The following is a 26,208-nucleotide window of genomic DNA, read 5'->3' as shown; positions in this document are numbered from 1 at the left end:
GGCACGTCAAATGTTGACATGGGCGCATTATCGCTTCAAGCAAATCATCAAACATCAAGCTGACAAAAATGGTTCGATTGTTGTTGATGTGTCAGAAGCTTATACGTCTAAGACTTGTGGAAATTGTGGGCATATTCATCGAAAACTTGGCGGCTCTAAAGTGTTCAAGTGTCCGAATTGCCAAACGGTAATTGGGAGAGATTTGAACGGCGCACGTAATATCTTGTTACGTGCTTTGTCGGATTCGACCTGTTCTGTCAGCCATGACGGAATTGCGATCGTTACATCTCCAGCATTGCACAGCTATGTAGAGAAATGTTCAGCGTAAAAGAATCAGCCGCAGTTTCAAGAACTGTCAACTGGAATTGGTGCAAGGCCCTCATGGAAAGAATATTAGTAGTTGACGACGAAGCAGACTGTCAAACAGTCTTGGCAATGTATCTCGAAAGCCAAGGATACCGGGTTGAATGCGCTAATTCAGGAGTTGAGGCGCTCTCAATTTTTGAAAATGCCCCCCCAGATTTGGTGATTTCAGATGTGATGATGCCGGAAATGGACGGGTTTGAGTTTTGCCGGCGCTTGCGTACTACACGTTTGGGACAGTTGGTGCCGTTTATATTTTTGTCTGGTCAAGGCGAAATTGAGGCAAAAGTTGAAGGTCATGCGATCGGCGCTGACGATTATCTGGTAAAACCTTTTCAGTCTGAAGAAATCTTGGCTAAGGTGAAAGCTCAGTTAGAGCGCTCCCACCGCATTCACGCCGAGATTGTCCGACTGCTGCAAACTTCTACCGCCCTGGCGGTGGAGCCCAAAGTTGTCGCAGTATTGCCACCACTAGCACCTTTGCCTCTAACACCAGCCGAGGAAAGAGTTTTTTGGGAGGTGATCCAGGGTTATACTAACAAACAAATTAGCGATCGACTGTTTATTAGCCCCCGCACCGTCCAAGCTCATTTAGGCAGCATATTCAGCAAACTACAGTTAGAAAATCGCGCCCAGCTTGTGAGATTTGCCCTAGAAAGGGGATACAAACCACCTCAAACTTAGCTCCGGTCTCAACTTACGGTGTACCAGCCCTTAATTACCCGCAATAAAAACGGTTTGTAGTGAGGACTTTAGTCCTCATAATCTGAGGACTAAAGTCCTCACTACAAACCCATCTGATTGTCGTCGTTCGAGAGAACCTGATATTATTCCAAATTCAAAACACAATAAGGAAAACTCGTCGTCACGCAAACCATCGGCCCCAAATTTGTACCCCGCAAATTTGCACGTTCCAAATCAGCCTGCCGCACGTCCCTCGCCGCATCGATATTTGTCCCGGTCAATTGAGCTCTAGGAAGCCTGGTATTTGACAGAATAGCATTCTGCAAATTAGTATCGCGCACGTCAGCAAAAGACAAATCAGCCCCGCTTAAATTAGCGCGATTCAAATTCACTCTAAACAGCAGCGAACGTCGCAAATCTGCATTCGACAAATTAGCTTGCAGCAAATAAGCTTCGCCCAAATTAGTATTAAAAAGCTTAGCACCGCGCAAATCAGCTCTCGTCAGATTTGCCCGCCCCAAAAAAGCATTAGACAAATCCGCATTTCGCAGATTAGCGCTGTCCAAGTCGGCACCATACATTTCAGCATTAACCAAGTTAGTATTTGCCAAATTAGCACCACTTAAATCTGCTTCTAGCAAATTAGCTTCGTAGAGATTAGCTCCGCTTAAATCAGATCCTCTTAAATTAGCTCTGTACAAACTCGCCTTAAACAAATCAGCATTTCTCAAATCGCAGCCCTCACACTCCTTAGTTTCTAGCAACTGTTGGACGTGATCGGGATTTTGAGCTTTCACGGGGGGTGCCAGCAAAAACGGCGCTAAAACTGCTACAGTTGCCGTTACACTTGCCAAGATTTTAAATTTCACAAACAAACCTCACTGCCACTTCAGATCGATCGTACTCGCAAACAGTAAAATTTCAACCCATTTCCCTCACTCTTTTCTCCCTCTCTGCGTTCTCTGCGCTCTCTGTGGTAAAAAGAATAGCATTCGCCGCAAGGCGGGCAACAAAGCCCGCCCCAGTCAACTTAATTAAGCCTCATCTAAAGCCGCAACACCAGGCAATTCCTTACCTTCTAGCAGTTCCAAACTAGCGCCGCCACCAGTAGAAATGTGGCTCATTTCTGGCCCCAGATTCAACTGTTCCACAGCCGCCACCGAGTCACCGCCACCGATAATCGTGGTAGTACCAGTCTTAGTAATTCCAGCCAAAGAATGAGCAATTCCTTCAGTTCCCGCAGCAAACTTTTCCATCTCAAACACGCCCATCGGCCCGTTCCAGATTACCGTTTTGCAATCAGCCAAAGCATCTTGGAAAGTTTTCACAGAATCCGGGCCGATGTCCAAACCCATCCAACCGTCGGGAATGCTCTCAACGGAGACAGTTTGAGTGTTGGCGTCAGCAGCAAACTTGTCAGCAACTACCACATCAGTAGGTAACAGGAAAGTAACTCCCCGTTCCTTTGCCTTCGCTTCCAAAGACTTAGCCAGTTCGAGCTTGTCATCTTCCACCAAAGACTTGCCAACGTTCAAACCGCGAGCTTTGTAGAACGTGAACACCATGCCGCCACCCAGCAGCAATTTGTCGCACTTTTCGAGCAGTTTTTCGATGACTCCAATCTTGCTGGAAACCTTAGAACCACCGATGATAGCAGCTAAGGGACGTTGCGGATTGTCGATCGCACTACCGAGATATTGCAACTCCTTCTCCATCAAAAACCCAGCCACCGAAGGACTCAGATACTTAGTCACACCCTCAGTCGAAGCGTGAGCCCGGTGAGCCGTACCAAAAGCATCATTGACATACAAATCAGCAACAGAAGCTAACTTCTTGGCAAATTCTGGGTCATTTGCTTCCTCTTCAGGGTAGAAGCGGACATTTTCCAGCAAAATCACATCGCCATCAGCCATCGCCGCCACAGTAGCAGCCACTTCATCACCAATACAGTCGTTAGTCTTTTTGACTTCCTTCCCCAACAATTCCGACAGCCGCTTAGCAACCGGAGTCAAGCGCAACTTCTCCGTCACACCCTTGGGACGCCCGAAGTGACTGCACAAAATGACCTTAGCGCCCTTCGACGCTAAATCCTGAATAGTCGGCAGAGCAGCCCGGATGCGAGTATCATCGGTGATATTGCCGTTGTCGAGCGGCACGTTAAAGTCCGCGCGCACCAATACCCGTTTGCCCGATAAGTCCGATGCCGATAAATTTGCTACAGTTTTTTTTGTCACAGGATTAACCTCCTAATATTTGTGTTTTTGTCTAATTCCGTTGAAATGGCGGCACTCGTCACTTGCACTTGGGGCCTCGGGCGCATTCAACCGCGCCCGTACAAAAAACGGAAGATGAAACAAACGGCACTGATTTGGCTCAACGTAAACATTTTATCGGAGTCCGTGTCCGGGAAATGCGAACTATGTTCAAGACTGTCTTATTTCCTGTAGATCAAAGCCGAGAAGCCCGCGAAGCGGCGGAAAAGGTTGTCAATATTGTGAAAACCTACGCTTCTCGTTTAGTTATTCTGTCGGTAGTCGAACCCCCAGCCGAGGAGGGTGAGGCACCGCGAGAGGTGATGAGTTCCCCCGAAGCAGTCGCCAAACTGCTGTCTGAAGCCCAGTCGATGTTTTCCCAGCAGGGAATTGAAGCTGAAATCATCGAACGAGAAGGCAAACCTGCTTTCACGATTTGTGATGTGGCTGACGAAGTTGGGGCTGATTTGATTGTGATGGGCTGTCGTGGGATGGGTTTAACTGATGATGGTGCGTCTGACAGCGTTACCAGTCGGGTGATCAATCTGTCTCCTTGTGCAGTTTTGATTGTGCCTTAGTCAGTTGACAGTTGACAGTTGACAGTTGACAGTTGGCAGTTGACAGTTGGCAGTTGACAGTTGACAGTTGGCAGTTGACTCCGAAAGCAGTTGACAGTTGGGGCGGTGCCCCGCCTTGCTCGCCCTCTTAGTTGACTCCGAAAGCAGTTGACAACTAACAACTGACAACGAACAACGAGAGCATCTCAGTTTTGATTTTGTAGTGCGAGCTTAAGAGCTCGCTTGCTGTTAAAACCAAGCGAGCTCTTAAGCTCGCACTACAACAAAAAAATGCTTTTTGCAAAAATTGAGATGCTCCCCGAACAACTGACAACGAACAACGAACAACTGATAACTGACCACTAACAACTAACAACTAACTAATAACTAATAACTAATGAAAATTCACTGGTATCCCGGTCACATTGCCAAAGCTGAACGGGCATTAAAAGAACAGCTAAAGCGGGTAGATGTGGTGCTCGAAGTCCGAGATGCCCGCATTCCACTAGCGACTTACCACCCCCAAATGCCTACCTGGGTGGGCGGTAAGGCGCGAGTGTTGGTCATCAACCGCATGGACATGATTACGCCTAGAACCCTCGATGCGTGGGAAACCTGGTTTGAATCTCAGGGCGAAACTGCTTATTTTACTAACGCCGAGCACGGTCAAGGAGTACACGATGTTTCCGATGCTGTCCAGGAGGCTGGGGTGCAGCTAAATAAACGCAGATTCGATCGAGGAATGCTACCCCGTCCAGTCCGCGCCGTGGTGATGGGCTTTCCCAATGTCGGCAAATCTGCTTTAATTAATCGCCTTTTAGGGCGCAGAGTAGTAGACAGTGCCCGCAGAGCTGGAGTAACTAAATCGCTCCGATGGATTCGCATTTCTGACGAAATTGAGTTACTAGACGCCCCCGGAGTAATCCCCACCCGGATTAACAATCAAGAAAATGCCATAAAATTAGCTATTTGCGAAGATATTGGCGAAGCAGCTTACGACAATCAGGTAGTAGCAGCAGCTATGGTTGATTTGCTCCTCGGGCTGGAGGCGGCTGATGACACATTGATATCAGTATCTGGTTTCAAATCTCGGTATAAATTAGATATAGGATCTAGCAATGGTGAAGATTATTTGCACGAAGTAGCAAAAGACAGGTATAAAGGAGATGTCGAACGAACGGCGCGGCAGATGTTAAACGATTTTAGAACTGGTGTGTTGGGTCAGCTTACTTTGGAGTTGCCGCCAGCTTTATAAGACTTGTAGGAGATTTGATCTGATGAATTCAAGTCTTATCAAAGCCTTGAAAATTCAACAGCGGTGCTGTCTATGAATGAACTGAATCTGGAACTTCAAATTAATGGAATCATCGAAAAAACCGTGCCTGTCGAAGGCGAGCAATTTATTATCGGTAGGTTGCTAGAATGCGATTTGCAACTGCCTTTTTCTGACATTTCCCGGCACCACACCCGCTTGTTTAAAATAGCTTCAGGGGAGTGGCTAGTTGAGGATATGGGCAGTACCAACGGGACGCTACTAAACAACAGTCCCCTCAACCAACCTCACTTAGTCAATCAGGGCGATGTGATTTATCTGGGACACCGGATTAATTTGATTGTCGTTTTGCCCGATCGCTCTGACCCCCAACTTCCTGAAATCGGCACCATGCCCGAAGGAGTGACTATCCTCGGCAAAGCTAAAGAACTGCAAAAACAGTGGATAGAACCAGACACAAAACTTGAAAAAAATTACGAACAAGCTATCTCGCGTTTAAAATACTTAGTCGATATTGCGAAGTATTTGAACACCGCTGAATCCATCGAAGCAATTTTCGATCAAGTCCAGCAAATCGTGTTCCGCGATATCAAAAATATTGAACGTTTGGCACTATTAATAGACTTCCAAAATAACGGCGAACTGGAAGTAGTTAAAACTGCCGCCAGACCCACTGCCAAAAATAAATATATCCCCGCTGACGGCAGTTGGATCGGCCGGACTATTTGCCGCAAAGTATTAGACGAACAAGTTGCTCTCAAAACTGCCGACGCTCAGTTTGACGAACAGTTTGACGACAATATAAGCATGATCGATAAAGGAATTCGCACGGCGATAGCTGTTCCTCTCTGGGATGAAAATACAGTTTTTGGAGTGCTTTACGGCGACGCTCAACTGACTTCTAGAGAGTGGTATCTGGGCGGAGATGAAGACTTGAGCTTTTTTTCAGCTTTAGGAAATATCGCTGCTTCTAGCGTGCAGCGGTGGCTGCTGACACAAAAACTCCGCACCCAAGAAACTATGCGGCAAAGATTGGAACGCTATCACTCTCCGGCTGTGGTGCAGCATTTAATGAATACGGGGACTTTAATTGACCACCGCCTGCCGCCTGTGGAACGCGAAATCAGCATTTTGTTTGCAGATATTGTGGGCTTTACTGCGATGTCTGAACGCTTGAGGCCCCCTGAAATTGCCCGGTTGCTGAACAATTTCTTTGAGGAAATGCTGCAAGAAGTTTTTGGGGAAGGAGGAACTTTAGATAAGTTTATTGGAGATTGTATTATGGCATTTTTTGGAGCGCCGGAACCTCAACCGGATCATGCCGATCGCGCGGTGGCTGCTGCTTTGGGAATGCTCAACCGTCTTGACGAACTCAATGCAAATAAGAGTTTGGGCGAACCGCTGCAATTGCGGATTTCTATTAACAGCGGCAAGGCAATAATTGGTGATGTCGGCAGTTCTAAAAGAGTTGATTATACTGTGTTGGGTTCGACTATTAATCTGGCTGCTCGGATGGAGGGAATTTGTCAGCCTGGGGAATGCGTGGTGAGCGAAGCTACTTACACGTTGCTGCGATCGCCCCAAAGTTTTGAGCCGATGGGAGATTTCCGCTTTAAAGGAATTGACAGACCGATCGTGGTTTATAGTACCAACAGAAATTTAAGGTAATTGGTAATTGGTAATTGGTAATTGGTAATTGGTAATTGGTAATTGGTAATTGGTAATTGGTAATTGGTAATTGGTGATTGGTGATTGGTGATTGGTGATTGGTGATTGGTAATGGGGACGTTTAAGTCAAAAGGATTGAGTTATTAGTGAGGGATGCAAGTCCTCCTAATTTTTTTAAATTAATCAGAAATGGTATTAACTACGGATTTGCTAACGCTGAGGATTTGAACTTCATCTCCTATGTGTACTATTTTTCCGGCTGATTGAAGTGGCACTCGCGTGTTAACGAGCAGCCGACTAAAGTGATTGAAATGCCCTTTTTTTTGCAATTCAGGCATGATTTCATTTTGCTTGGCTGTTAGCATAGTTTTCAAGTTTGGATAAGCTTCTTGAGCAGCAGAATTTCGGTTGGATTGCAGACAGGGCTGACCGGGATTAATACCTTCAAATATTACTGGCCCTATTTTAAACCTGACAACTTCATCGGCTGCTCCGAAAAGTCGATCTTCCCAAAAAGCCGGGACATCTCCTATTTCAATATTAGCTCGCAAGCGATGGCGCATTTCGTTAACGCAAACTCTCGGAAACCAAGATGCTACTTCGGCTATTGTTGCGGTACTGATAATGCTTGGCCCGGGTGCTGCGGTATCATCGGGAAAGCCTGCGAGCAAGTTTTCAATTAATTTGACCGGGAAACCGAAGTAGTTGCTCAACCAAGATTCTATTGCGGGGCGTTCTCTATCTACATGAAAAAATATTTCTTGTTCGGTGTCTTGAATTTTCAGACCGGCGATTCTCTTTTTTATGTCAAATGATAGGCGCAGAAAATGGACTCCGCTGTTGCGCTTAGCGTTAACAAATGCTCCGGAAAGATCGCAGATGGCAAAAGAGCGATCGCCTGCTAGAGCTCCGCTGGCAAGAATATTAGCTTGACTGACAGCTATGCCGTCAAGGGACTTGACCGGATAGATATGAATGCTGGCGACGTAAGACATTGTGATTCATTGATAAATAATTGTTGTTTTAGATACACTATAGCATCCTCCGCAGGCAGAATGATGACCGCAGTTAATTCCATGAAATTACAAGGGGCGATTTTTTATTAGTTTATATTTGGCAGCTACTTGTAAAGAAAAAGTAAAGAATTTTTGCTGGGCTGATGGCAAATATTATACTAATAAATATAAAACAATTAACCGAGTTGCAAGCAATGACCGACTCAAAAAAAATAGGCAAGATGTCGAGGCGGAGTGCGATCTGGATGTCAAGTGCAGGGGCGCTGGTGGCAACCATGGCCCCAGGGCTGTTCAAAACTGAACCGGCCTATGCAGAAGGAGTAGTCTCAAACATCACTCCTGAGGCCGCACTCAAGAAATTGATGAACGGGAATCAGCGGTATATTCACCAAAAACGGACATTTCCCGACCAAAGCCGATCGCGAATTACCGAAGTAGCAAAGGGTCAACATCCGTTTGCAACCATCCTTGCTTGTTCTGATTCGCGGGTAACACCCGAAATTATTTTCGACCAAGGATTGGGGGATTTATTTGATATCCGAGTAGCTGGAAATTTTCTCGACGACGGGGTTCTCGGAAATATGGAATATGCCGCATTAGAATTAGGCGTTCCGCTATTAGTAATTCTGGGTCACGAACGCTGCGGTGCTGTGAAAGCGGCTTTGGATGGTAAAGCTGTGCCGGGTCACATTAGCACTTTGGTGGCGGCGATTAAACCAGCCGTTGATGCTACAAAAAATCAATTGGGCGATGCTTGGGATAACGCAGTCAGAGCTAATGTAAAAATGAATGTAAAAAAGTTAAAATCTGCGTCGCCTATTTTGGCTGAAGCAGTGAAAGCGGGAAAGCTTAAAGTTGTTGGGGCGCGCTACGATTTGGACAGCGGCAAAGTAGAGATAATTGCTTGATTTTGTTGGTATTTTTCGCAATTTGTAGGGTTAATGCCAAGAGTGCTTACCCCTCTGGGATCGATGGGAAACTACCGACGATTGCCCCTACAAATGACCTACTTAACGAGAAAGTAGATATGCAGGTTTAGATTAAACCCATTTCTTGCAGTCCGCGGCGCAGGCGTTCTGCTTCAAAGGGGCGGCGCTGTTCGTGAAGGGCGATCGCTCTTTTGAATTCTGCTAAACTTTCGGGCATTTTGCCAATTTTCAGCAGCGCTACTGCCAAGTTTTGATGGGCTTCGGCGTGTTCGGGATCGATTTTAATGGCTTGTCGGTAATAGGCGATCGCATCTACCAAATTTCCGGTTGCTTTCAGTGTGAGTCCTAAATTGTAGTGACCTGGTGCAAAATTGGGATCTATTTTTAAAGCTGCTTTGTAAGCTTTTTCTGCTGCTGGCAAATCTCCTTCATCTTTGAGCAAATTGCCCAAATTATTGTAAGCACCTAATTTGAGCGCCGGGAAAACATCTGTATTAATTGCGAGTTGATAGTGTTCTTTGGCTTTGGCAAATTGCTGTTGCTGGCGGTAAGCAATGCCTAAATGATAGTTAAGTTCGTAAACAATAGATTCATCAATTGTCGCCGCAGTCAATCCCCTAGTTAATAAATTAATGCCCCGCGCGATTTGCCCGCTTTCTACGTACAGCGCGCCTAATTTGCTGCACGCATAAGCATCGTTTGGATAATAAGCTATATAGCGTTCCATTGCTGTTTGAGCTTTTTGGAATTTGCTTTTTGCTGCGATCGCATCTTTGTGATAACCAGAGTGCCAAATCGCCACATCGGGGAGAGAAGCTATTTTCCACTCTGGTTCGCGCTGCAAAATCTCAGCCACGCTGTCGTCTACCATGGCGTGGTAAGGGCGAGAAAAGCGGATGCCGGGGCGATTGCGAAACAAACGCGACACTAGGGAATAGGGTGATTGAGATGCACCGATTTCTTGGCGGATGAGATTGATTAGCAACAGTCGATCGCTCTTAATTGCCTGCTGGATCTGAGGTACAATCTCCGGTACCAGCACCTCATCGGCATCCAACACCAAAATCCAGTCGCCCTGGGCGTGCTTCAGAGACTCGTTGCGCGCCGCTGCGAAGTCGTCGCACCATTCAAAGTCATAAACCCTCGCCCCGGATTCTCGGGCTATTTCACGAGTGCGATCGCGCGAACCGGTATCTACCACCACAATTTCGTCAACAACACCCTTCACGCTGTCCAAAGTCCGCGACAGTGTTGCTTCTTCATTTTTCACGATCGTGCACAGTGTCAGATTCATCGGGGGCCAACTTTCCTAATTTGACTGAATTATTGTAATTTTTTTTACCAGTAAAACACAAAAAGTCCCAGAAAAATTTTTCCTATTGCCCTTCGGCTTTGAGCATAGGTACCTTTCTTCCTTAGAAAAATTTGGTTGTACCAACCGCACCCAACGGTTGGGACGTTCTGAAATTGCACTTTATATGAGTAGTCGATTGCTTCTGTCCTAAATAAATAAAGCCTTCTATCCTAGATAATTAAAGGCTTCGTTCTTAGTTGTGCGCTCTACGTTATGCATTCTTAGTTGTGCGTTCTTCAATAACTCTTTTGACATATTAAAAAGCCTTAAATTAGGACGATTCATGAGAAATTCTACCTCTATCGGTTCATCCCTACGGTAGAGGAAAGGACGGGATATCAGTTGTTATTCTTAGAACATAAGACAAGGCAGACGAAAGTTAAACACTCAGGAGAAAAAGAAATGGGAATTATTGCTTGGATCGTTTTAGGACTGATTGCTGGTGCGATCGCCAAAGCCATTTATCCGGGAACTCAAGGTGGCGGTTTTGTCGCAACAACAGTTTTAGGAATTATCGGCGCGCTGGTGGGAGGTTATTTAGGCCAAGTCTTTGTGGGGACTAGCGCGGGAGCATCCTTCGGAGCATTAACTGTACCCAGCATAGCTTTTGCAGTCATCGGCGCGATCGTGGTACTTTTCATCTGGGGATTGTTGACTCAGCGTGCTGCATAATAAATATTGCCAATTCCCAGTCGATCGTATAGGGTATTCATAAACCCGGTTTCTTGAGGAAACCGGGTTTTTCAATATCGGAGTCGGCGGTTGAAACTCGGCGGTTGAAACTCGGCGGTTGAAACCGCTACTACACAGACAAAACCCGCCGACGCGGGTTGAAGAGTAAAGACAAACTCGGCGGTTGAAACTCGGCGGTTGCGCGGGTTGAAGAGTAAAGACAAACTCGGCGGTTGAAACTCGGCGGTTGAAACCGCTTCTACACAGACAAAACCCGCCGACGCGGGTTGAAGAGTAAAGTTAATTAATCCGCAAGTCGAAAGGTAAGCGAACGTAAATCCCTTGCGGGTCATTCATCGACTTGATAACAGCCAATTCATCCTGCATTTTCTTAACTTCTGCACTCAGCGGATCGAGTTTGGTGGCTGGTTTCACAACGCGAACGCCGGATATTCTTTCCAAAATTTGCTCTTCCAAACTGCGGCGTTTTGGATATTCTTCTAACTGCCAATCGTCGCCTAGCTTAGCTTGCTTAGCTGCTTCTCTAACGGCATCTTCTAGGCCGCCAATTTCATCGACTAAGCCCAACTGTTTCGCAGCCGTACCAGACCAAACTCTGCCTTGAGCAATTTCTTGCACCTTGTTTTTTGGCAGTTTGCGGGAGTCGGCGACTTTGGTGATAAATAGATCGTAAATGCGATCGACTATTCTCTGAATATTCGCCAATTCTTGAGGATTTTTGGGGCGGGAAACCGTGTTAGTATCCGCAAAACGGGCGGTTTTTACCACGTCCCAAGTTATGCCGTTGTTAGCAGCCAACTTTTCGGCATTGAATAGCATCCCAAAAACGCCGATGGAACCAGTAATCGTACTGGCTTCGGCAAAGATTTTGCTAGAACCCATCGAAATCCAATAGCCGCCGGAAGCTGCTAAATTGCCCATCGATACGATAACTGGCTTTTTTTTGCCTGTCAGCGCGACTTCGCGCCCGATGACTTCCGCAGCCGTCGCGCTGCCTCCAGGGCTGTTGACGCGCAGAACTACTGCTTTTATGTCGTCATCTTCTCGGATTTTACGCATTTCTTCAGCGATGCGATCGCCCCCTACTTGAGTCGGGCCGCCTTCGCCGTCTACAATCTCACCTTCAGCGTAAAGGACAGCAATTTGGTTTTTCTTGTGAGCGCGAGTAGAGTTTTTACTCTCAGCAACTCTTGCGTAGTTTTTCAAACTTATTTGCTTGAAAGATTTATCTTCTGCATCGGTTCCTGTTAGTTTTTTCAGTTCTGTTGCAATTTCATCAAAGTAGACAACTTTATCAACTAACTTGCCTTTGAGAGCTTCGTTAGCCATCAAAGTTCCGCCATTATCTGCAACTGCTTGCAGTTGGGGAACGCTCAATTTGCGGCTCGGCCCGACAGTTTTTAAGTATTCGCCCCAAATATCTCCCAGCAATTTTTGAGTTTGCTGGCGATTTTCCGGGCTCATTTTTTTGAGCAAAAACGGTTCGACGGCTGACTTATATTTACCGACGCGAGTGACTTGAACTCCCACGCCGTATTTTTCCAAAGCACCAGTCCAAAACATGGCTTGACTGCTAAAACCGTTGAGTTCTAGAGAGCCGTAAGGATTGATAGCAATTGTATTTGCAACGGAACCGAGGTAATAATCTCGCTCATTCCAGTCCATTTCGTAAGCAAAAATGGGTTTTTTGGCATCTCGGAAACGCTGTAATGCCGATCGAACTTCTTTGAGATTAGCAAACCCGCTGCTGCTGGAATCCGAACTGCCTTCGAGATACATCCCCACGATTTTCGGGTCTTTTTTCGCAGATTCGATCGCATCTAAAACAGTCCGCAGCGTCACAGCATCGCCGGATTCATCCGAAAGTGCTTCTTGAATCGCCGCGCTCGTGCTGCGGCTCGGTTTGCTATCGGTGATATTTAGAGAAAGGTCTAATACCAATACAGACTTATCTTTAACTTGCGGGCCTGAATCTTTAGACGACGATGCCGCCAGAGCAATTAGCAGTACCAGTCCTCCCAATCCGATGCCGCCCAGCAGCAACAATCCCAGGAAGGTTCCCAGCAAACTTGCACAAGTATATTTTAGGAAATCTTTCATTTAGATAATTAGTCAGTTGACAGTTGACAGTTGACAGTTGACAGTTGATAGTTGATAGTTGATAGTTGACAGTTGATGGTTAACAGTTACAGTTGGTAATTGGTAATTAGCAGTTGGTAATTAGCAGTTGTTATTTGTTATTTTTGAATCTCTCCCAATAATCAGTAACTACTGACTACTGACTACTGCCAACTGCCAACGGGAGCATCTCATTTTTGAAAAAAGCATTTTTTATATATAGTGCGAGCGTCCCCGCTCGCGAGTATTATACCGCTCGCGAGCGGAGACGCTCTATAAATGCAAAACTGAGATGCTCCCACTGCCAACTGCCAACTGCCAACTGCCAACTGCCAACTGCCAACTGTCTACTGCCAACTGCCAACTGACATACTTTTATCTTAACCTTTCCAAAACCCCAGAATGTTTTAACTCATCTAAGTTAGCGCAGCCCGTACAAAACATCACAGTAGCGATTTCTGCAATTAAAACCTCAGCTAGAACACCTGCTGCTGATTCCGATGCTGCGGCTGCTTCCAGAAACGGCCGCGCCAGCCCCGCCACATCCGCGCCGAGGGCGATCGCCTTGGCTGCATCCAAGCCGTTTTGCAAGCCCCCAGAGGCAATCAGGGGAACATCTGGCGCTACGGCGCGGGTGCTGACAACGCACTCGGCTGTCGGGATTCCCCAGTCGGCAAAGGTGGCGCCCAACCTCCGCTGCTTGCCGTCTTTGGCTCGCTCTCCTTCTATTTTGGCCCAAGAAGTGCCTCCGGCTCCGGCAATGTCGATCGCGCTTACCCCAGCCGATCGCAATTTCTGTGCCATTTTTCCAGAAATACCGTTGCCTACTTCTTTCGCAATCACCGGTACTGGTAATTTATCGCACAATTTAGCAATTTTTTCGAGCAGTCCTTTAAAATTAGTATCGCCTTCAGTTTGAACGCACTCTTGCAGCGGATTGAGGTGTAAAATTAGGGCATCTGCTTCCAGAATATCGATAATTTTTTGACACTCTTCCAAACCGTAATTGTAGTTTAATTGAACCGCTCCGATATTAGCAAATAGCAGAATATCGGGAGCGCGACGGCGCACGGCAAATGTAGGAGCAAGTTGAGGGTTTTCGACAGCGCATCGCTGGGAACCGACTCCCATTGCGAGTTTGTATTCCTGAGCGACATCGGCGAGGCGATAATTAATGGTCTGGGCTAGTTCTGTACCGCCTGTCATTGAGGAAATTAGCAGCGGAGCGCCTAGTTTTTTGCCGAGAAATGTGGATGTGAGATCGATTTGGGTGCGATCGATTTCTGGCAAACAGCAGTGAGCAAAACGGTAGTGTTCCAGTCCGCTGGTAGTTTCGCGAAATTGTACGTCTTCTTCGAGACAGATCCTGAGGTGGTCTGCTTTGCGGGTTTCGGTTTGCGAGGGCGAGGTTAATGGCAAGTTCACAGTGGCTGTTGGGGGAGAGAGTTTTGATTGGGAAATACAGTAATTTTATTTGATTTCTGAGATTTTTTTAGAGAGCATCCCGTTTTTTGTAGGGGCGAAGCATTCGCGCTGAAAATCTCTTATATAGTCGATAGGATACAGGCGCGAATGCTTCGCCCTTGCGGATATGTTTGCACAATTGGGATGCTCCCTTTTTTTATTTAACCGCAGAGAGCGCAGAGGGCGCAGAGGAGTAGAAAAGAGAGATGTTCGCAAATTCTGCTTTCTGTTGCTATATTATCCCGGAACGGTCATCGGCACGCCATTATCTGAAGGTTTCAATTTCAGTAAAAAAGGCACTGCTTTTTGCACCCATGCTTTGACAGGCGTATAACTTGCCGCGTGTTCTCCGAAAGAAATTTCCAGCATATCGGTGTGAATTATGCCCGGATTCAAAGGAATCGCTGCCATGCCTCGCGGGAGTTCTTGGGCGAGCGATCGCGTCAATCCTTCGATCGCCCACTTAGAAGCGCAATAGGGCGCGACTTCCGGCGAAGTTGACCTTCCCCAACCCGAACTAAAGTTGACAATTATGCCACTTTTTCGAGCAATCATTGCCGGGACAAAGTGGCGAATCACATTAGCTGTACCTTTAATATTAACATCAATTACCTCAGAAAACTCTTCATTACTGATATTCCACAGAGGCGCGGAATAATTAGTTATAGCTGCATTGTTAATCAGCAAATCTGGCAGTTGCTGCTTTGCCAAAATTTCTGTAGCCCAAGCTTTGACTAGCTCGTCGCTAGCGACATCCAAACAAGTAAAATGATGGGGCGCGCGATATTTTTGTTTTAGTTTTTCCACTGCTTCCGAAGAGCGGGCGCATCCTAAAACTGTGTGTCCCAATTCAATAAACTTTTCGGTCATCGCGAGACCGAGACCGCGACTGACTCCGGTAATTACAATTAATTTTGTCATAGAATTGGTGCAATTTTTAGATTAAGTAATAGAATACATATTGACGGAGCATTTAACAAATCATCCCAGGGGGAAAGCATGAAAGTAAAAGCAGCAGTTGCTCGCAGTGCCGGCCAACCTTTGACCATTGAAACGGTCGATCTAGATGGGCCGCGAGATGGTGAGGTGCTGGTAGAAATTAAAGCGACGGGTGTTTGTCACACCGATGCTTATACTCTTTCCGGCGCCGATCCCGAGGGTTTGTTTCCGGCAATTCTCGGCCACGAGGGAGCCGGGATTGTTGCGGAAGTTGGGGCGGGAGTGACAAGTGTCAAAAAGGGCGATCGGGTAATTCCACTTTACACTCCCGAATGTCGCAACTGCGCGTATTGTTTGAGCGGCAAAACGAATCTCTGTCAAGCAATTCGCCTCACTCAAGGGCAAGGCGTAATGCCCGATGGCACGAGCAGATTTTCAATTAATGGCGAGAAAATTTTCCATTACATGGGAACTTCTACCTTTGCTAATTATACAGTATTGCCAGAAATTGCGGTAGCGAAAATTCGCGATGACGCTCCCTTTGACAAAGTTTGTTTGATTGGCTGCGGCGTTACAACTGGCATCGGCGCTGTCATCAATACTGCCAAAGTAGAACCAGGTTCTAATGTCATAGTTTTTGGTTTAGGCGGCGTGGGTTTGAATGTAATCCAAGCAGCGCGCCTGGTGGGAGCCAACATGATTGTCGGCGTAGATATGAATCCCGACAAACGAGCAATGGCGAAAAAATTCGGCATGACTCACTTTGTAAATCCCCGCGAAGTTGAGGGCGATTTAGTGCCTTATTTGGTAGATTTAACCAAAGGCGGAGCTGATTACACTTTTGAATGTATCGGCAACGTTAATGTGATGCGCCAAGCTTTGGAATGCTGTCACAAAGGTTGGGGTGTGAGCGTGATTGTCGGAGTAGCGGGAGCCGGGCAAGAAATTAGCACCCGCCCGTTTCAATTAGTAACTGGTAGGGTGTGGAAAGGCACGGCTTTTGGTGGCGCCAAGGGCAGAACCGATGTTCCGAAAATTGTTGATTGGTACATGGATGGTAAAATTGATATTGATAGTTTGATTACCCAGATTATGCCGATCGAGCAAATTAATGACGCCTTTGATTTGATGCACCAAGGAAAAGTAATACGCACAGTTTTAACATTTTGAACAAAAATATTTCTCTCTTCTCTCTTCCTCTGCGCCCTCTGCGCTCTCTGCGGTAAAAAAAATCTAATTCACAAATGAAATAAAATTAACATGATCTCAAAATCCCTAAAACTGGAAAAACAATATAAAAGTTTGGGTGGCAAACTCGGCTTTTACAGCCATCAATCATCCGCCTGCAACAGCGAGATGAAATTCACTGTCTACCAGCCACCACAAGCCGAATCACAACCCGTACCAATCCTCTATTACTTGTCAGGATTAACCTGCACGGAAGAGAATTTTATGGCAAAAGCGGGGGCGCAACAATGGGCAGCCAAATATGGGTTAATGCTGGTGGCGCCCGACACTAGCCCGCGCAATACTGGCATTCCTGGGGAAGCGGACAATTGGGATTTGGGAAGCGGCGCGGGTTTTTATGTGGATGCGACAGCCGCACCTTGGAATTCTCACTATCGAATGTACAGTTATGTGGTTGATGAGTTGCCGAATTTAATCGCGTCAAACTTTCCGGTGATACGTGAAAAACAGGGAATTTTCGGGCATTCGATGGGCGGACACGGGGCTTTAATTTGCGCGTTAAAAAATGGCGATCGCTATCTTTCTGTTTCGGCTTTTGCGCCTATTTGCGCCCCTGTCCGCAGCCCTTGGGGACAAAAAATATTTGGACACTACCTCGGTGGCGATCGGGAGAATTGGAAGGCTTGGGATGCTAGCGAATTAGTTTTGGAACAGCAATACAAGCGCCCGATTTTGATTGACTGCGGTACGGATGATTCGTATCTAGCTGACGGGCAATTGTTGCCGGATGCGTTTGCGGTTGCTTGTGCAAAAGTGGGACAGATGCTGACTTTAAGGATGCAGGAAGGTTACGATCACAGCTATTATTTTGTGGCGAGTTTTATGGAGGATCACATTCGCCATCATGCGGCTGCCTTGTGCGAGTAAAAAAGTGACTCGGCGGTTGAAACCGCGACTACACACACGAAGTCTGCCTCCGCAGACTAAGAGATCGAGGGGGTATTTAACCGGATTTGGTATTTAACCAAATCCGGTTAATTTACTTCATGGATCCTTGAGTATCGCGTTAATTCAGACTAATCGCAAATACCCACTCTTTGTACTTGCTATCGCGATTTTCGATAATCCCCGTCAGTTTGTCCAAAATCTTTTCGGTGATGGGTCTGTTTTTAGGCAATTGATAGTTTTCTACTCGGTTAATTGGCGTAATTTTGGCGGCGGTTCCGCACAGAAAAATCTCGTCTGCAATCAACAGTTCTGATTTGTCAACTGGTCTTTCTGTGACTTCAATCCCCAAGTCTCTGGCGATGGTGATTACGCTGTCTCTGGTGATTCCTTCGAGAATATCTTGCTCGAAACCGGGAGTAACTAATTTGCCGTTTCTGGCGACAAATATGTTCATCCCAGAGGCTTCGCTGACTTTTCCTTGGGTGTTCATCATAATCGCTTCGTCGAAGCCGGATTCTACTGCTTCTGTTTTAGCTAGGGCTGAGGTGATGTAGGCGCCGCTAATTTTTCCTCTTAAGGGTAAGCTGCGGTCTTCTTGACGGTACCAAGAGCTAATTCTACAGTTGACTCCTTCTTTGGGTAAGTAGTCGGAAAGTTCTAATCCGTAAACAAAGAAGTCTGTGTCTACGTTGTGCAGTCTGGGGGCTATTCCTAAACTTGATGTGTAGATAAATGGACGGATGTAAAATGATTTTGTTGGCTGATTTTTTTTAACAAAATCAGTGATTACTTGTTGGATTTTGTCCGGGGGAATATCGCAGTGGAGGAAGCTGGCACTTTGACTTAATCTTTGACAGTGGCGGTCTAATCTAAATAGTAAGATGCGATCGCCATTTTGGGGGTCGGGAATTCCTCGCAACCCGCCTAAAACTCCGGTTCCGTAGTGCAGGGCGTGGGTGGCTATGGAAATTTTGGCGTCGGTAAAGGGGAGAAATTGGTTTTGAAAGTAGGCTATGGGGAGAAAACTATCCATGATTCAAGCTGGCGATGAGTTTGGCAGTCCGCGAGGAATGGTGATTTTGGTTATATTACCATAAGTTATGCGATTTTAGATTTGGGATTTGGGATTTTAGATTGACAATGACTGATTAACTATGGTTATGAGATTGTCGGTTGTTTGATTGTTTTTTTTGAACTAAGATGATTCTTGTGTTGTTATAACGATTTATAAAATAATAAAAATTGCGGTCGGTTTGGTTGATAATTGTTTTGGTAAAGAGTGCGATTCTTTTCTGTAAGCTTCGCTAACGACTATTCACAAAAATCAAGGAAGGGGCAACTGTGGCACGTAAATGTTTCATCATTGAAATGGGGATGGGTATCGACCAGCACGGGCAGGAACCTACTGTGGCGGCGGCTAGGGCTGTACGAAATGCGATCGCCAATAATGCTCTGCTAGGCGTCTGGGAAGTGGCGGGTTTGACTGACCCCAATCAGATGATTGTTGAGGTAAAGGTGGCTGTTCCTTACCCGGAACAAGTGCGGCCGGATGATGTGTTGGCGGTGCTGCCTTTTGGTAGCAAAACTCTGATTGTGGAGCAAGGGGGCATGATTGTGCCAGGAAGGGCGATCGCCTCTCTGAATGATAAAAATGATGAAATGTTAATCGCTGTGGCGGCTGTGACTGTTTTTGTGGACAATCAGCAGTAACTAATAGTGTGTTGTTTGAATAAATCGGCGGGCGCGCAAGTGCGATCGCCCGTCGGTGAGAAAATTATTAATTTAGCCTAAGTTTAACAGCAGCAAAAATAGAGTCCGATCGCGTGAAAGTGCGATCGGCGGGCTAGAAGCCCATCCCACAAAAATCTTTTTTCTTGTGGGATGGGCTTCTAGCCCGTCCCAAAATTTGGTTAAAAGGATTTTTGCAAGAGGTCTATTCTAGTTGCTGGGGCTATTGCGAGTGTTGCTAGGGCCGCCGGCATCGTTATTGTTGCTGGGGACAGTAGAGTCGAAAGGACGGCCGCCCGGATTGGTATTGTTGTTCGGATCGCTCACAGGATCTTCCGAAGAACGATCGGGATTGTTATTGTTGCTGGGGCTATTTGTAGAGTCCGAAGGACTGCCCCCCAAATCGTTAGTGTAGTTCGGATTAGTCGAGTCAAAAGGACGGCCGCCGGGATTGGTATTGTTGTTGGGATCGATCGCAATCAAGCCCGCAGAATTAGAATTGTTCGAGTCGTTAGTCTGGCGGTTCAATTCTGCGAATCCGGGCACGGCGAGCAAGGAACTAACGCCGGCAATTCCGGCAACAGTAACCAATTTTACGAACAAATTTTGGCGATTTGGTGAAGTCATGAATTTCTAAGCCTCTATGTTTTCAAGTTTTCAATAGTACGCGCGTGCGAATCTATCCCGAGCGTGAATCGCCCGAAACTACCGACGAACCGACGCTGCATCGTCTTTTTTGCGAAACAAGTTGAGCAAACCTAACGCGCCCAAGGCACCCAGCCAGCCCAGATTGTTGGGGCGATCGCGCCGATCGCTCAAAACTCCAGAATTAGTCTCAGTCGGCGCCGAAGTTGTACCGCTGGTACCGGTTGTACCTGTCGTACCGCTAGTACCCGTGCCTGCACCGCCTCCCGACTGGGCAGAAGCAGGCACTGCTAAGGAAACCGTTGCTAAACCTAAAGTACAAGCCCCTGCTAAAACAACTTTCAACAATTTAGAAGATTTCATGGTTATGCTTGCTTTTGCCTTGTAGAGTCCTGCGATCGCTTTTGATTGCAAAACCTTATGGTCAAATTGACAACGGAACGTACAACTCTTTTCATATTCGCTACGGGATAATGAAGGTAAGAGAGCAAATTTAGTCCCGTTCCCTTGATTGTTTTTCCAATTGAAACTTACCCCACAGACTCAATAGTTTCTAAGCTATTACCTTTGGTCTACGGCGCGCTGGAAACAGTCGCTACCATCGGCCACATTCTAACTACAGGAGCGGTTTCCAGCGAAAACTCCAAACAACTGATTCTGTCCTTGATCGAAGTTGTAGATTTGTTTCTGTTAGCCACAGTATTTTACATTACTGCCCTCGGACTTTACGAGCTGTTCATTGACGAGCGCATAAAAGTACCCCACTGGCTGGAAATTCACAGCATCGAGGATCTCAAAACCAAGCTCACCAGCGTGATCGTCGTTGTATTGAGCGTATTGTTTCTCGCTGAGGTAGTTAGGTGGAAGGGCGATCCGAACATCCTTCCCTTGGGAGGGAGTATCGGTTTAGTAATCGCTTCGCTGACGTATTTTCTAAGTTCGCAGGTGAAAAAGCCGAAGTCAGATTTATAGCTGTGCGATCGGGTAAATTACCCAAATTCCGTGCCACCAGCAACGGCAAGCAAGTTCCTTTTTCTGAAACTAATAAATTTAAGATTACATCGGTCTTCGGACTGAGATAAATGCTGTCTTAAATTTGCTTTTAGAGAGAGGAAGGTAGTTGTTTATTCTATATAAAATAGCATTTATGTTAAAAAAAAGGAGACCATTATGCCAGAACAACAATTTGACACATTACCTTCAGAAGCACAAGAACTACCCCAAGGGGCGCAGAATATTTTTAAAGCGGCTTTTAAGAGCGCTAGCGAAGATGGAATGAGCCAAGATGCTGCTACTCGCGTTGCTTGGAACAGCGTAAAATCAGAGTATGTTCAAGGTGACGGTGGCACGTGGCATCACAAGGGCGACGATACTAACCAAACTCGCAAATCTGTACAGTCTGGTGGTAATTAGTCATTAGTCATCAGTCATGACTCAGAAGTGCGAGCGTCCCCGCTCGCGAACGTTATCAGTTCTATCGTGTCCGCTAAAATAACCTCGATCGGGTTTGAGCGTTGGGACTTGAGTCATCTCTCGTCTGATGAGGAATGAATTCCCAACGATCGAACCAATATGATTGAGGTTCGATCGTTGGGAATTCATTCCGCATTTTCCGAGGAATTAAGTCCGCATTTTCCGAGTAATGAATTCCTCACTACCAACCAAGCAGTGTATTGATAAGTTATAGCCTTTCTCAAAAAGGTGAGGTATGACTGACAGGTTATATAACCACTGAAACCAAGAGGGCTGAAGCCCAACAACGTACCTCATCTTTCTGAGAACCGCTATAATAAGCATTGACGATCGCAGCAGATAAAATAGCAAGAGAGAGATTTAAAAAGTTTATAAATAGCTCTTGCGACAGATGGCTTCACAATTATTTATTAGATAACTTTAAAAAAGTAAACTTTGTTACAGAATTTATGCTCACTTCATCCCATCCTCTAAAACAGGTATTTCATTGCCCTGAAGAATCTGATTTTTACTCGCACTGCTTGGAAAGTTTAGTGTTAGATACCGCTGACAATTCTCGACTTATAGTAGAATTTGGTTCCGGAGAGGGAAGTCCAGTTATTAAGTCTTTGGTCAGAACTAATTTTGACGGAAAAATACAAGGATTTGAGTTAAATAAGGTTGCGTCGAAAATTGCTGAGTCTCAAATTAAGCAATATCAACTGAGCGAACAATACACTGTCCAAAATTGCTCTTTTTTTGATTCGCCTTTATATCAGTCGGCGAATTGTATAATTTCAAATCCGCCTTACTTGCCGGCGGCGGATGACAAGCTCTATCAGCCGCTGTTGCACGGCGGGACTGATGGTTCTACAATTGCTAAAAAACTTTTATCTTTGGGCTGCGACAAAGTTTTGCTGATGGTTTCGAGCTATTCTAATCCTGTGGGTTTGATCGATGATGCCTTGGATCGAGGCTACTCGGTGGCGAATTTTGAGATTGCACCTCTAACTTTTGGCTATTACAGTTCGGAACCGAAGGTGAAAAGCGCGATCGCCAATCTGCAAAAACAGGGCATGGCTTTTTATTCGGAAAATATCTATCTGCTGGCGGGAGTTTTGTTTCAGAAGCAGCAAAAGTCGCCCAGAGATTTGTCGATCGAGCTAATTCAGTTAATGACAGCCTTGTAAAATACAGCACGGATCGATCGTTCGTTGTTTTATCGGTGGGGGCGGGTTGATTAGATTGTGGGTTGAGTGGCAATTATTGTCTGTGAACCCGCCCCCACCCAACGGCAAATCCCCATCTACGTGTCAATTGTGTTCTGCTGCTTGGATCGATCGCACTACAGCCAACGCAGCCCGATCGCCGATCGACTTCTCCTGATCGTAGCCCAACACCAATTCCCACCCATCCTGCGGGTATTTGTCAACCAGCGGGATCGCCACCTCATCAAGCATCCAGCGCCCGTGACGCTCATCTTCTCGGATGTGGAGTTCCCAATAACCCATCGCAGCCTGGGACAACCCCAGGCGCTGCGCGGCGCCTAGATAATTGCGGTAAGCGACGGGCCCAGCCACCTCAAAATAAGTGAGTCCGCCGTTGTAGCGCAGAAAGTGGCGCTTGCGTTCGGTAAGCAGGAAGTTGTGGTTGATGCTGGAGAGCACTTCCCAAGGTACTAAATCGAAATACGCCTCCGGTTCTGTGCTCATCCCGAATTCTGCCATCATTTGGGCAAAATAGGTCGAGTGCTTGCGGGGTAAGCGACCGCCGCCGTATTCTTCGATCAGCACCCGCGTCAGGGTTGACTGAATTTCGTTGCCTGCCCCGCCGAGGATGCGGGAAAGACGGCTGGCTTCCACTAAACCGTCGAAGGAGGCGATCGCCAGCAGGTGTCTGTATCCCGCTGCTGTCATCTCTTCTCGCAGGTAGCGATCGATCTCAGACAGCGGAGGATCGACATCGACGGCTGCACGATCGCGCAGGGCTTGCTTGACATTCTCGATGTTTTGCACGGCTGCAACGTCGATTTGGGCGATTTCCCACTGCTGCCAAGGTTCTTCGATGCGATCGCGCACTCCTCGCAAATAGTGCGATCGTTCGTTGTTGTAGCGGCGCAAATCGTCGTACCAAAACAAGTTGAGGCGGTTGATGCGGTACAGTACGCGCTGCAAGAAACGGTGCGCGGCCTCATCGCCCTCCGGTTGCTGATATGCCGATCGCAGCGCCACGGCGATCGCGCTTTCAAAATCGCTAACAAGTAACGGTTTTGCAGCCACCGTCTTGTCTAAATCATCCACTAGCAGCAAATTGACAAATTGGCGATCGGCTGCTTCGTAATTTGGAAGTGCGGGTTGCTTTTTAGGAAGACTCGGCGAGTCAATTTTGGGGAGTAAATCTGCGGTATTTTGCATGGAATCAAGTTATGTTAACTCAGATTATTGTGCTGCCTGCCAAAACAGCCAACCGTTGCAGATTGCTGAGGATTCTGGCTGCTTATTTTCAAGATACCGAATCATTCAGCCGGACACACCTTTCTATTGATAGATATTTGTGAGTTTCCCTTCTTCTCTCCTCTTCTTTCCTCTTCTTTCGTGTCCTTCGCGCCTTCGCGGTTCGTCAAAAACAAATCCCACCAAAGTTATAATTTTTTATAACCCCTGTTAATATAGCTATGTTTCGATCGACTATAATCTAAGAACTAATTAGAGGAACGGTAAGTTATGGCTGTGCAGTTGCTCAAAAGACTTTTCACAGTAGAAGAATACCATCTGATGGGTAAAGCTGGGATTCTTTCGGAGGGCGATCGCCTAGAATTGATAGAAGGAGAACTTGTTGAAATGGCCGCTATTGGAACTCGTCATGCTTCCTCTGTGAGGCGCTTAGCCAGACTGTGCAGCCAAATTCCCGAAAATTTGGCTACTTTTGACGTGCAGAACCCCGTTCAGTTGAGCGATCGCACTGAGCCGCAACCTGATATAGTATTGCTGCAACCTCGCGCCGATTACTATTCAACCGCCCACCCCCTCCCATCGGAAGTTTTACTATTAATAGAAGTAGCTGACACTTCCATAGACTATGACAGAGATGTGAAACTTCCTATTTATGCCCGATCGCAAATTCAGGAAGTCTGGATAGTCAATTTACAGGAAAACTGCTTGGAAGTTTACCGCCAGCCGACTGTTAACGGTTACAGTTTAATGCTGAGGTTTTGGCGGGGCGATCGAGTGTCGCCGCTGGCTTTTCCCGAATTTGTAGTTAGTGTGGATTTGGCGATCGGCTAAATCAGGATTATACCATTTTAGATTTGAGATTTGAGATTTGGGAATGACTTAGTGGATATGGGTTTTAAGTTTGCTTGCAGTTGCATTATTTTTTGAATTCAGGATTATTTGCATTCTAGGCGAGCGCGAAAATACTCCTCATACAAATTGCAGATCGCACTGCAATAATTGCCGCTCGCCAATTCCAGCAACCGCCACCTCTGCGACGGGATTGAAAGTCGATCGGGCGATTTGAGATTGTAGATTGTAGATTTACTCCGAGGAACCGGGTTTCTGCCTAAGTCTTGATATGCTTAAATTTGGTAGCAGGTAATAAATAATAGGTCAGGGCGATCGGTGTATTCAACTCTAGAGCAAAAGTACCAGCGCCTGCAAAAACAGTTAACGGGCGGCATCATCGCCCTTGGCGGCATTTTCTGCACGGGTACTCTTTGGTATTGGCTGGTGGAAAAATGGCCTTTGCTCGATGCCGCTTACATGACTGTATTTACTTTAGCAACTGTCGGCTACGGTGAAATTCACCCCCTCGGAAGACGCGGGCGAATGTTTACCATGTGCCTGATTTTGATGGGCGTGATGGTGATTGGTTATATCGTCAACCGCTTTACAGAAGCGCTGATTCAAGGATATTTTCAAGAAGGAGCAAGAATTAGGCAGCAGCGGCGTTTGGTGGATTCTTTGATCGAACATTACATTCTTTGCGGTTTCGGGCGCACGGGGCGACAGATTGCCTTGGAATTTGAGGCAGAAAATATTCCTTTTGTGGTGGTAGATTCGGCGCTACAGTCGGTGCAGGCTGCTTTGGCGTTGGGGTACACGGCGGTGCAGGGAGACGCGACACTCGATGAAACTTTGTTGAATGTGGGGATCGATCGCGCAATTTGCATAGTAGCAGCTTTGCCGTCGGATGCTGAGAATTTGTACACTGTGCTGTCGGCGAAAACTCTGAATCCGAAGGTACGGGCGATCGCCCGCGCCACCACAGAAGAAGCCGTAAAGAAGTTGCAGCGGGGCGGCGCCGATGCGGTTGTATCCCCCTACATTACGGGCGGCAAACGGATGGCAGCGGCTGCTTTGCGCCCTCAGGTGATGGATTTTTTAGACGGCGTATTGACGGGTACGGATAGTTCTTTTTATATGGAAGAATTTCTGGTAGATCCGAATAGTTGTGTCTACGTCGGAGAAACTTTGAGAAATGCCAAATTGCGATCGCAATCCGGGGCATTAGTGTTAGCAATTCGACGGGCTGGCGGCACTTTGATTGTCGGGCCAACTGGAGAAACTGCGATCGAAGGAGGAGATATGCTGATTTGTTTGGGTACTGCCGAACAATTGCGCGCCCTCAATCAAATCCTCAGCCCCCTAAGTTTTCGCATCCCCCGCCCTCCGAACTAATACAATGTGGGGTTTCTCGTGAGGAATGCCAGTCCTCTTTTGGGGCGGTTTCGGCGGGCGAAGGAGTTAACGCCGACGATCCTTGGGGAAGTTGGTGGGGTTGGGAGGTGCGATCGCTTTGGCAGATTTCACCTACGCAGGTTGGGAATGTCCCAATTGTGGGCCCAGGTTTAAGATTTCTGCTTTGTGGGTGCATGGCTGGTGTCAGCACTGTTTTATGAGGTTTGGGCAGATGAGCAATTTCCAGAAGTCCATCAT

General features: G+C 46.7%; 27 protein-coding genes. 15 read left to right on the top strand and 12 right to left on the bottom strand.

What is annotated here, in order from left to right:
* On the top strand, positions 1 to 328 hold a 328-nt coding region (locus JGK36_RS20220), incomplete at its 5' end, for a transposase (RefSeq protein ID WP_293197227.1).
* Positions 329 to 381: 53 nt separating this feature from the next.
* The gene (locus tag JGK36_RS20215) at positions 382 to 1,047 is read left to right on the top strand and encodes a response regulator (RefSeq protein ID WP_293177811.1); all 666 of its coding nucleotides are present in this window, start codon (positions 382 to 384) and stop codon (positions 1,045 to 1,047) included.
* A 143-nt stretch (positions 1,048 to 1,190) separates the two neighbouring features.
* Here JGK36_RS20215 and JGK36_RS20210 read toward each other — a convergent pair whose 3' ends face one another.
* Together JGK36_RS20210 and pgk are read right to left on the bottom strand one after the other, a co-directional pair.
* Positions 1,191 to 1,916, bottom strand: a complete 726-nt coding sequence (locus tag JGK36_RS20210; protein ID WP_293177786.1) for a pentapeptide repeat-containing protein — start codon at positions 1,914 to 1,916, stop codon at positions 1,191 to 1,193.
* Between the two features lie 165 nt (positions 1,917 to 2,081).
* Positions 2,082 to 3,281 carry a phosphoglycerate kinase gene (gene pgk, locus JGK36_RS20205; protein ID WP_293177783.1) on the bottom strand — a complete coding sequence of 400 codons (1,200 nt, stop codon included), beginning with the start codon at positions 3,279 to 3,281 and terminating at the stop codon, positions 2,082 to 2,084.
* A gap of 185 nt (positions 3,282 to 3,466) precedes the next feature.
* On the opposite strand from pgk, the gene JGK36_RS20200 reads away from it, so the two are divergent.
* The 3 genes from JGK36_RS20200 to JGK36_RS20190 all read left to right on the top strand — a co-directional run bounded on the left by JGK36_RS20200 (position 3,467) and on the right by JGK36_RS20190 (position 6,797).
* Entirely contained in the window at positions 3,467 to 3,877 is a 411-nt protein-coding gene (locus JGK36_RS20200) for a universal stress protein (protein ID WP_293177780.1), read from the top strand.
* A gap of 376 nt (positions 3,878 to 4,253) precedes the next feature.
* Entirely contained in the window at positions 4,254 to 5,111 is an 858-nt protein-coding gene (gene ylqF / locus JGK36_RS20195; RefSeq protein ID WP_293149305.1) for a ribosome biogenesis GTPase YlqF, read from the top strand.
* Between the two features lie 72 nt (positions 5,112 to 5,183).
* A complete protein-coding gene (locus tag JGK36_RS20190) occupies positions 5,184 to 6,797 on the top strand; it encodes an adenylate/guanylate cyclase domain-containing protein (protein WP_293177777.1) in 1,614 nt (537 codons plus the stop codon).
* A 179-nt stretch (positions 6,798 to 6,976) separates the two neighbouring features.
* Here JGK36_RS20190 and JGK36_RS20185 read toward each other — a convergent pair whose 3' ends face one another.
* A complete protein-coding gene (locus JGK36_RS20185) occupies positions 6,977 to 7,792 on the bottom strand; it encodes an MOSC N-terminal beta barrel domain-containing protein (RefSeq protein WP_293177774.1) in 816 nt (271 codons plus the stop codon).
* Positions 7,793 to 8,007: 215 nt separating this feature from the next.
* On the opposite strand from JGK36_RS20185, the gene JGK36_RS20180 reads away from it, so the two are divergent.
* Positions 8,008 to 8,721 (top strand): carbonic anhydrase, encoded by a 714-nt coding sequence (locus JGK36_RS20180; protein ID WP_293177771.1) that lies wholly within the window; start codon positions 8,008 to 8,010, stop codon positions 8,719 to 8,721.
* A gap of 127 nt (positions 8,722 to 8,848) precedes the next feature.
* Here the strand turns inward: JGK36_RS20180 and JGK36_RS20175 are convergent, their stop codons facing one another.
* The gene (locus JGK36_RS20175; RefSeq protein WP_293177768.1) at positions 8,849 to 10,036 is read right to left on the bottom strand and encodes a glycosyltransferase family 2 protein; all 1,188 of its coding nucleotides are present in this window, start codon (positions 10,034 to 10,036) and stop codon (positions 8,849 to 8,851) included.
* A 462-nt stretch (positions 10,037 to 10,498) separates the two neighbouring features.
* On the opposite strand from JGK36_RS20175, the gene JGK36_RS20170 reads away from it, so the two are divergent.
* Positions 10,499 to 10,768, top strand: a complete 270-nt coding sequence (locus JGK36_RS20170) for a GlsB/YeaQ/YmgE family stress response membrane protein (protein WP_293177765.1) — start codon at positions 10,499 to 10,501, stop codon at positions 10,766 to 10,768.
* A gap of 300 nt (positions 10,769 to 11,068) precedes the next feature.
* Here JGK36_RS20170 and sppA read toward each other — a convergent pair whose 3' ends face one another.
* The 3 genes from sppA to JGK36_RS20155 all read right to left on the bottom strand — a co-directional run bounded on the left by sppA (position 11,069) and on the right by JGK36_RS20155 (position 15,292).
* Positions 11,069 to 12,889 (bottom strand): signal peptide peptidase SppA, encoded by a 1,821-nt coding sequence (sppA, locus tag JGK36_RS20165; RefSeq protein ID WP_293197577.1) that lies wholly within the window; start codon positions 12,887 to 12,889, stop codon positions 11,069 to 11,071.
* Between the two features lie 393 nt (positions 12,890 to 13,282).
* Positions 13,283 to 14,332, bottom strand: a complete 1,050-nt coding sequence (gene fni, locus JGK36_RS20160; protein ID WP_293190005.1) for a type 2 isopentenyl-diphosphate Delta-isomerase — start codon at positions 14,330 to 14,332, stop codon at positions 13,283 to 13,285.
* A gap of 276 nt (positions 14,333 to 14,608) precedes the next feature.
* Positions 14,609 to 15,292: an SDR family oxidoreductase gene (locus JGK36_RS20155; protein WP_293197575.1), complete on the bottom strand. Its 684-nt coding sequence runs from the start codon at positions 15,290 to 15,292 to the stop codon at positions 14,609 to 14,611.
* Positions 15,293 to 15,370: 78 nt separating this feature from the next.
* Between JGK36_RS20155 and JGK36_RS20150 the strand changes: the two genes are divergently transcribed.
* Positions 15,371 to 16,480, top strand: coding sequence for an S-(hydroxymethyl)glutathione dehydrogenase/class III alcohol dehydrogenase (locus tag JGK36_RS20150; RefSeq protein WP_293190009.1), 1,110 nt, complete (start codon positions 15,371 to 15,373; stop codon positions 16,478 to 16,480).
* A gap of 90 nt (positions 16,481 to 16,570) precedes the next feature.
* Positions 16,571 to 17,425, top strand: a complete 855-nt coding sequence (gene fghA / locus JGK36_RS20145) for an S-formylglutathione hydrolase (protein WP_293190011.1) — start codon at positions 16,571 to 16,573, stop codon at positions 17,423 to 17,425.
* A gap of 139 nt (positions 17,426 to 17,564) precedes the next feature.
* Here the strand turns inward: fghA and JGK36_RS20140 are convergent, their stop codons facing one another.
* Entirely contained in the window at positions 17,565 to 18,479 is a 915-nt protein-coding gene (locus JGK36_RS20140) for a branched-chain amino acid transaminase (RefSeq protein ID WP_293190013.1), read from the bottom strand.
* A gap of 308 nt (positions 18,480 to 18,787) precedes the next feature.
* Here JGK36_RS20140 and JGK36_RS20135 point away from each other — a divergent pair, with 308 nt between their 5' ends.
* Positions 18,788 to 19,156, top strand: coding sequence for a Lin0512 family protein (locus tag JGK36_RS20135; protein WP_293177745.1), 369 nt, complete (start codon positions 18,788 to 18,790; stop codon positions 19,154 to 19,156).
* A 228-nt stretch (positions 19,157 to 19,384) separates the two neighbouring features.
* On the opposite strand, the gene JGK36_RS20130 is transcribed toward JGK36_RS20135, so the two are convergent.
* A complete protein-coding gene (locus JGK36_RS20130; protein ID WP_293190015.1) occupies positions 19,385 to 19,801 on the bottom strand; it encodes a hypothetical protein in 417 nt (138 codons plus the stop codon).
* A 78-nt stretch (positions 19,802 to 19,879) separates the two neighbouring features.
* Complete coding sequence (locus tag JGK36_RS20125) at positions 19,880 to 20,182, bottom strand: hypothetical protein (protein WP_293177739.1); 303 nt, start codon at positions 20,180 to 20,182, stop codon at positions 19,880 to 19,882.
* A 144-nt stretch (positions 20,183 to 20,326) separates the two neighbouring features.
* Here JGK36_RS20125 and JGK36_RS20120 point away from each other — a divergent pair, with 144 nt between their 5' ends.
* The gene (locus JGK36_RS20120) at positions 20,327 to 20,791 is read left to right on the top strand and encodes a YqhA family protein (RefSeq protein WP_293177736.1); all 465 of its coding nucleotides are present in this window, start codon (positions 20,327 to 20,329) and stop codon (positions 20,789 to 20,791) included.
* Between the two features lie 198 nt (positions 20,792 to 20,989).
* Positions 20,990 to 21,232 (top strand): ChaB family protein, encoded by a 243-nt coding sequence (locus tag JGK36_RS20115; protein ID WP_293190017.1) that lies wholly within the window; start codon positions 20,990 to 20,992, stop codon positions 21,230 to 21,232.
* A 21-nt stretch (positions 21,233 to 21,253) separates the two neighbouring features.
* On the opposite strand, the gene JGK36_RS20110 is transcribed toward JGK36_RS20115, so the two are convergent.
* Complete coding sequence (locus JGK36_RS20110; protein ID WP_293190019.1) at positions 21,254 to 21,421, bottom strand: hypothetical protein; 168 nt, start codon at positions 21,419 to 21,421, stop codon at positions 21,254 to 21,256.
* 320 nt (positions 21,422 to 21,741) lie between these two features.
* Here JGK36_RS20110 and JGK36_RS20105 point away from each other — a divergent pair, with 320 nt between their 5' ends.
* Positions 21,742 to 22,461: a methyltransferase gene (locus tag JGK36_RS20105; protein WP_293177730.1), complete on the top strand. Its 720-nt coding sequence runs from the start codon at positions 21,742 to 21,744 to the stop codon at positions 22,459 to 22,461.
* A 123-nt stretch (positions 22,462 to 22,584) separates the two neighbouring features.
* On the opposite strand, the gene JGK36_RS20100 is transcribed toward JGK36_RS20105, so the two are convergent.
* Complete coding sequence (locus JGK36_RS20100) at positions 22,585 to 23,685, bottom strand: iron-containing redox enzyme family protein (protein WP_293190021.1); 1,101 nt, start codon at positions 23,683 to 23,685, stop codon at positions 22,585 to 22,587.
* 309 nt (positions 23,686 to 23,994) lie between these two features.
* On the opposite strand from JGK36_RS20100, the gene JGK36_RS20095 reads away from it, so the two are divergent.
* A complete protein-coding gene (locus tag JGK36_RS20095; RefSeq protein WP_293190025.1) occupies positions 23,995 to 24,555 on the top strand; it encodes a Uma2 family endonuclease in 561 nt (186 codons plus the stop codon).
* Between the two features lie 336 nt (positions 24,556 to 24,891).
* Complete coding sequence (locus JGK36_RS20090) at positions 24,892 to 25,950, top strand: TrkA family potassium uptake protein (RefSeq protein ID WP_293190027.1); 1,059 nt, start codon at positions 24,892 to 24,894, stop codon at positions 25,948 to 25,950.
* Positions 25,951 to 26,208 lie beyond the last annotated feature (258 nt).

The organism is Microcoleus sp. PH2017_35_SFW_U_B (assembly GCF_020737865.1).
In the GTDB taxonomy this organism is placed as follows: domain Bacteria; phylum Cyanobacteriota; class Cyanobacteriia; order Cyanobacteriales; family Microcoleaceae; genus Microcoleus.
The sequence above is the reverse complement of the archived record's forward strand: the minus strand, read 5'-3'. Positions and strand labels throughout refer to the sequence as shown.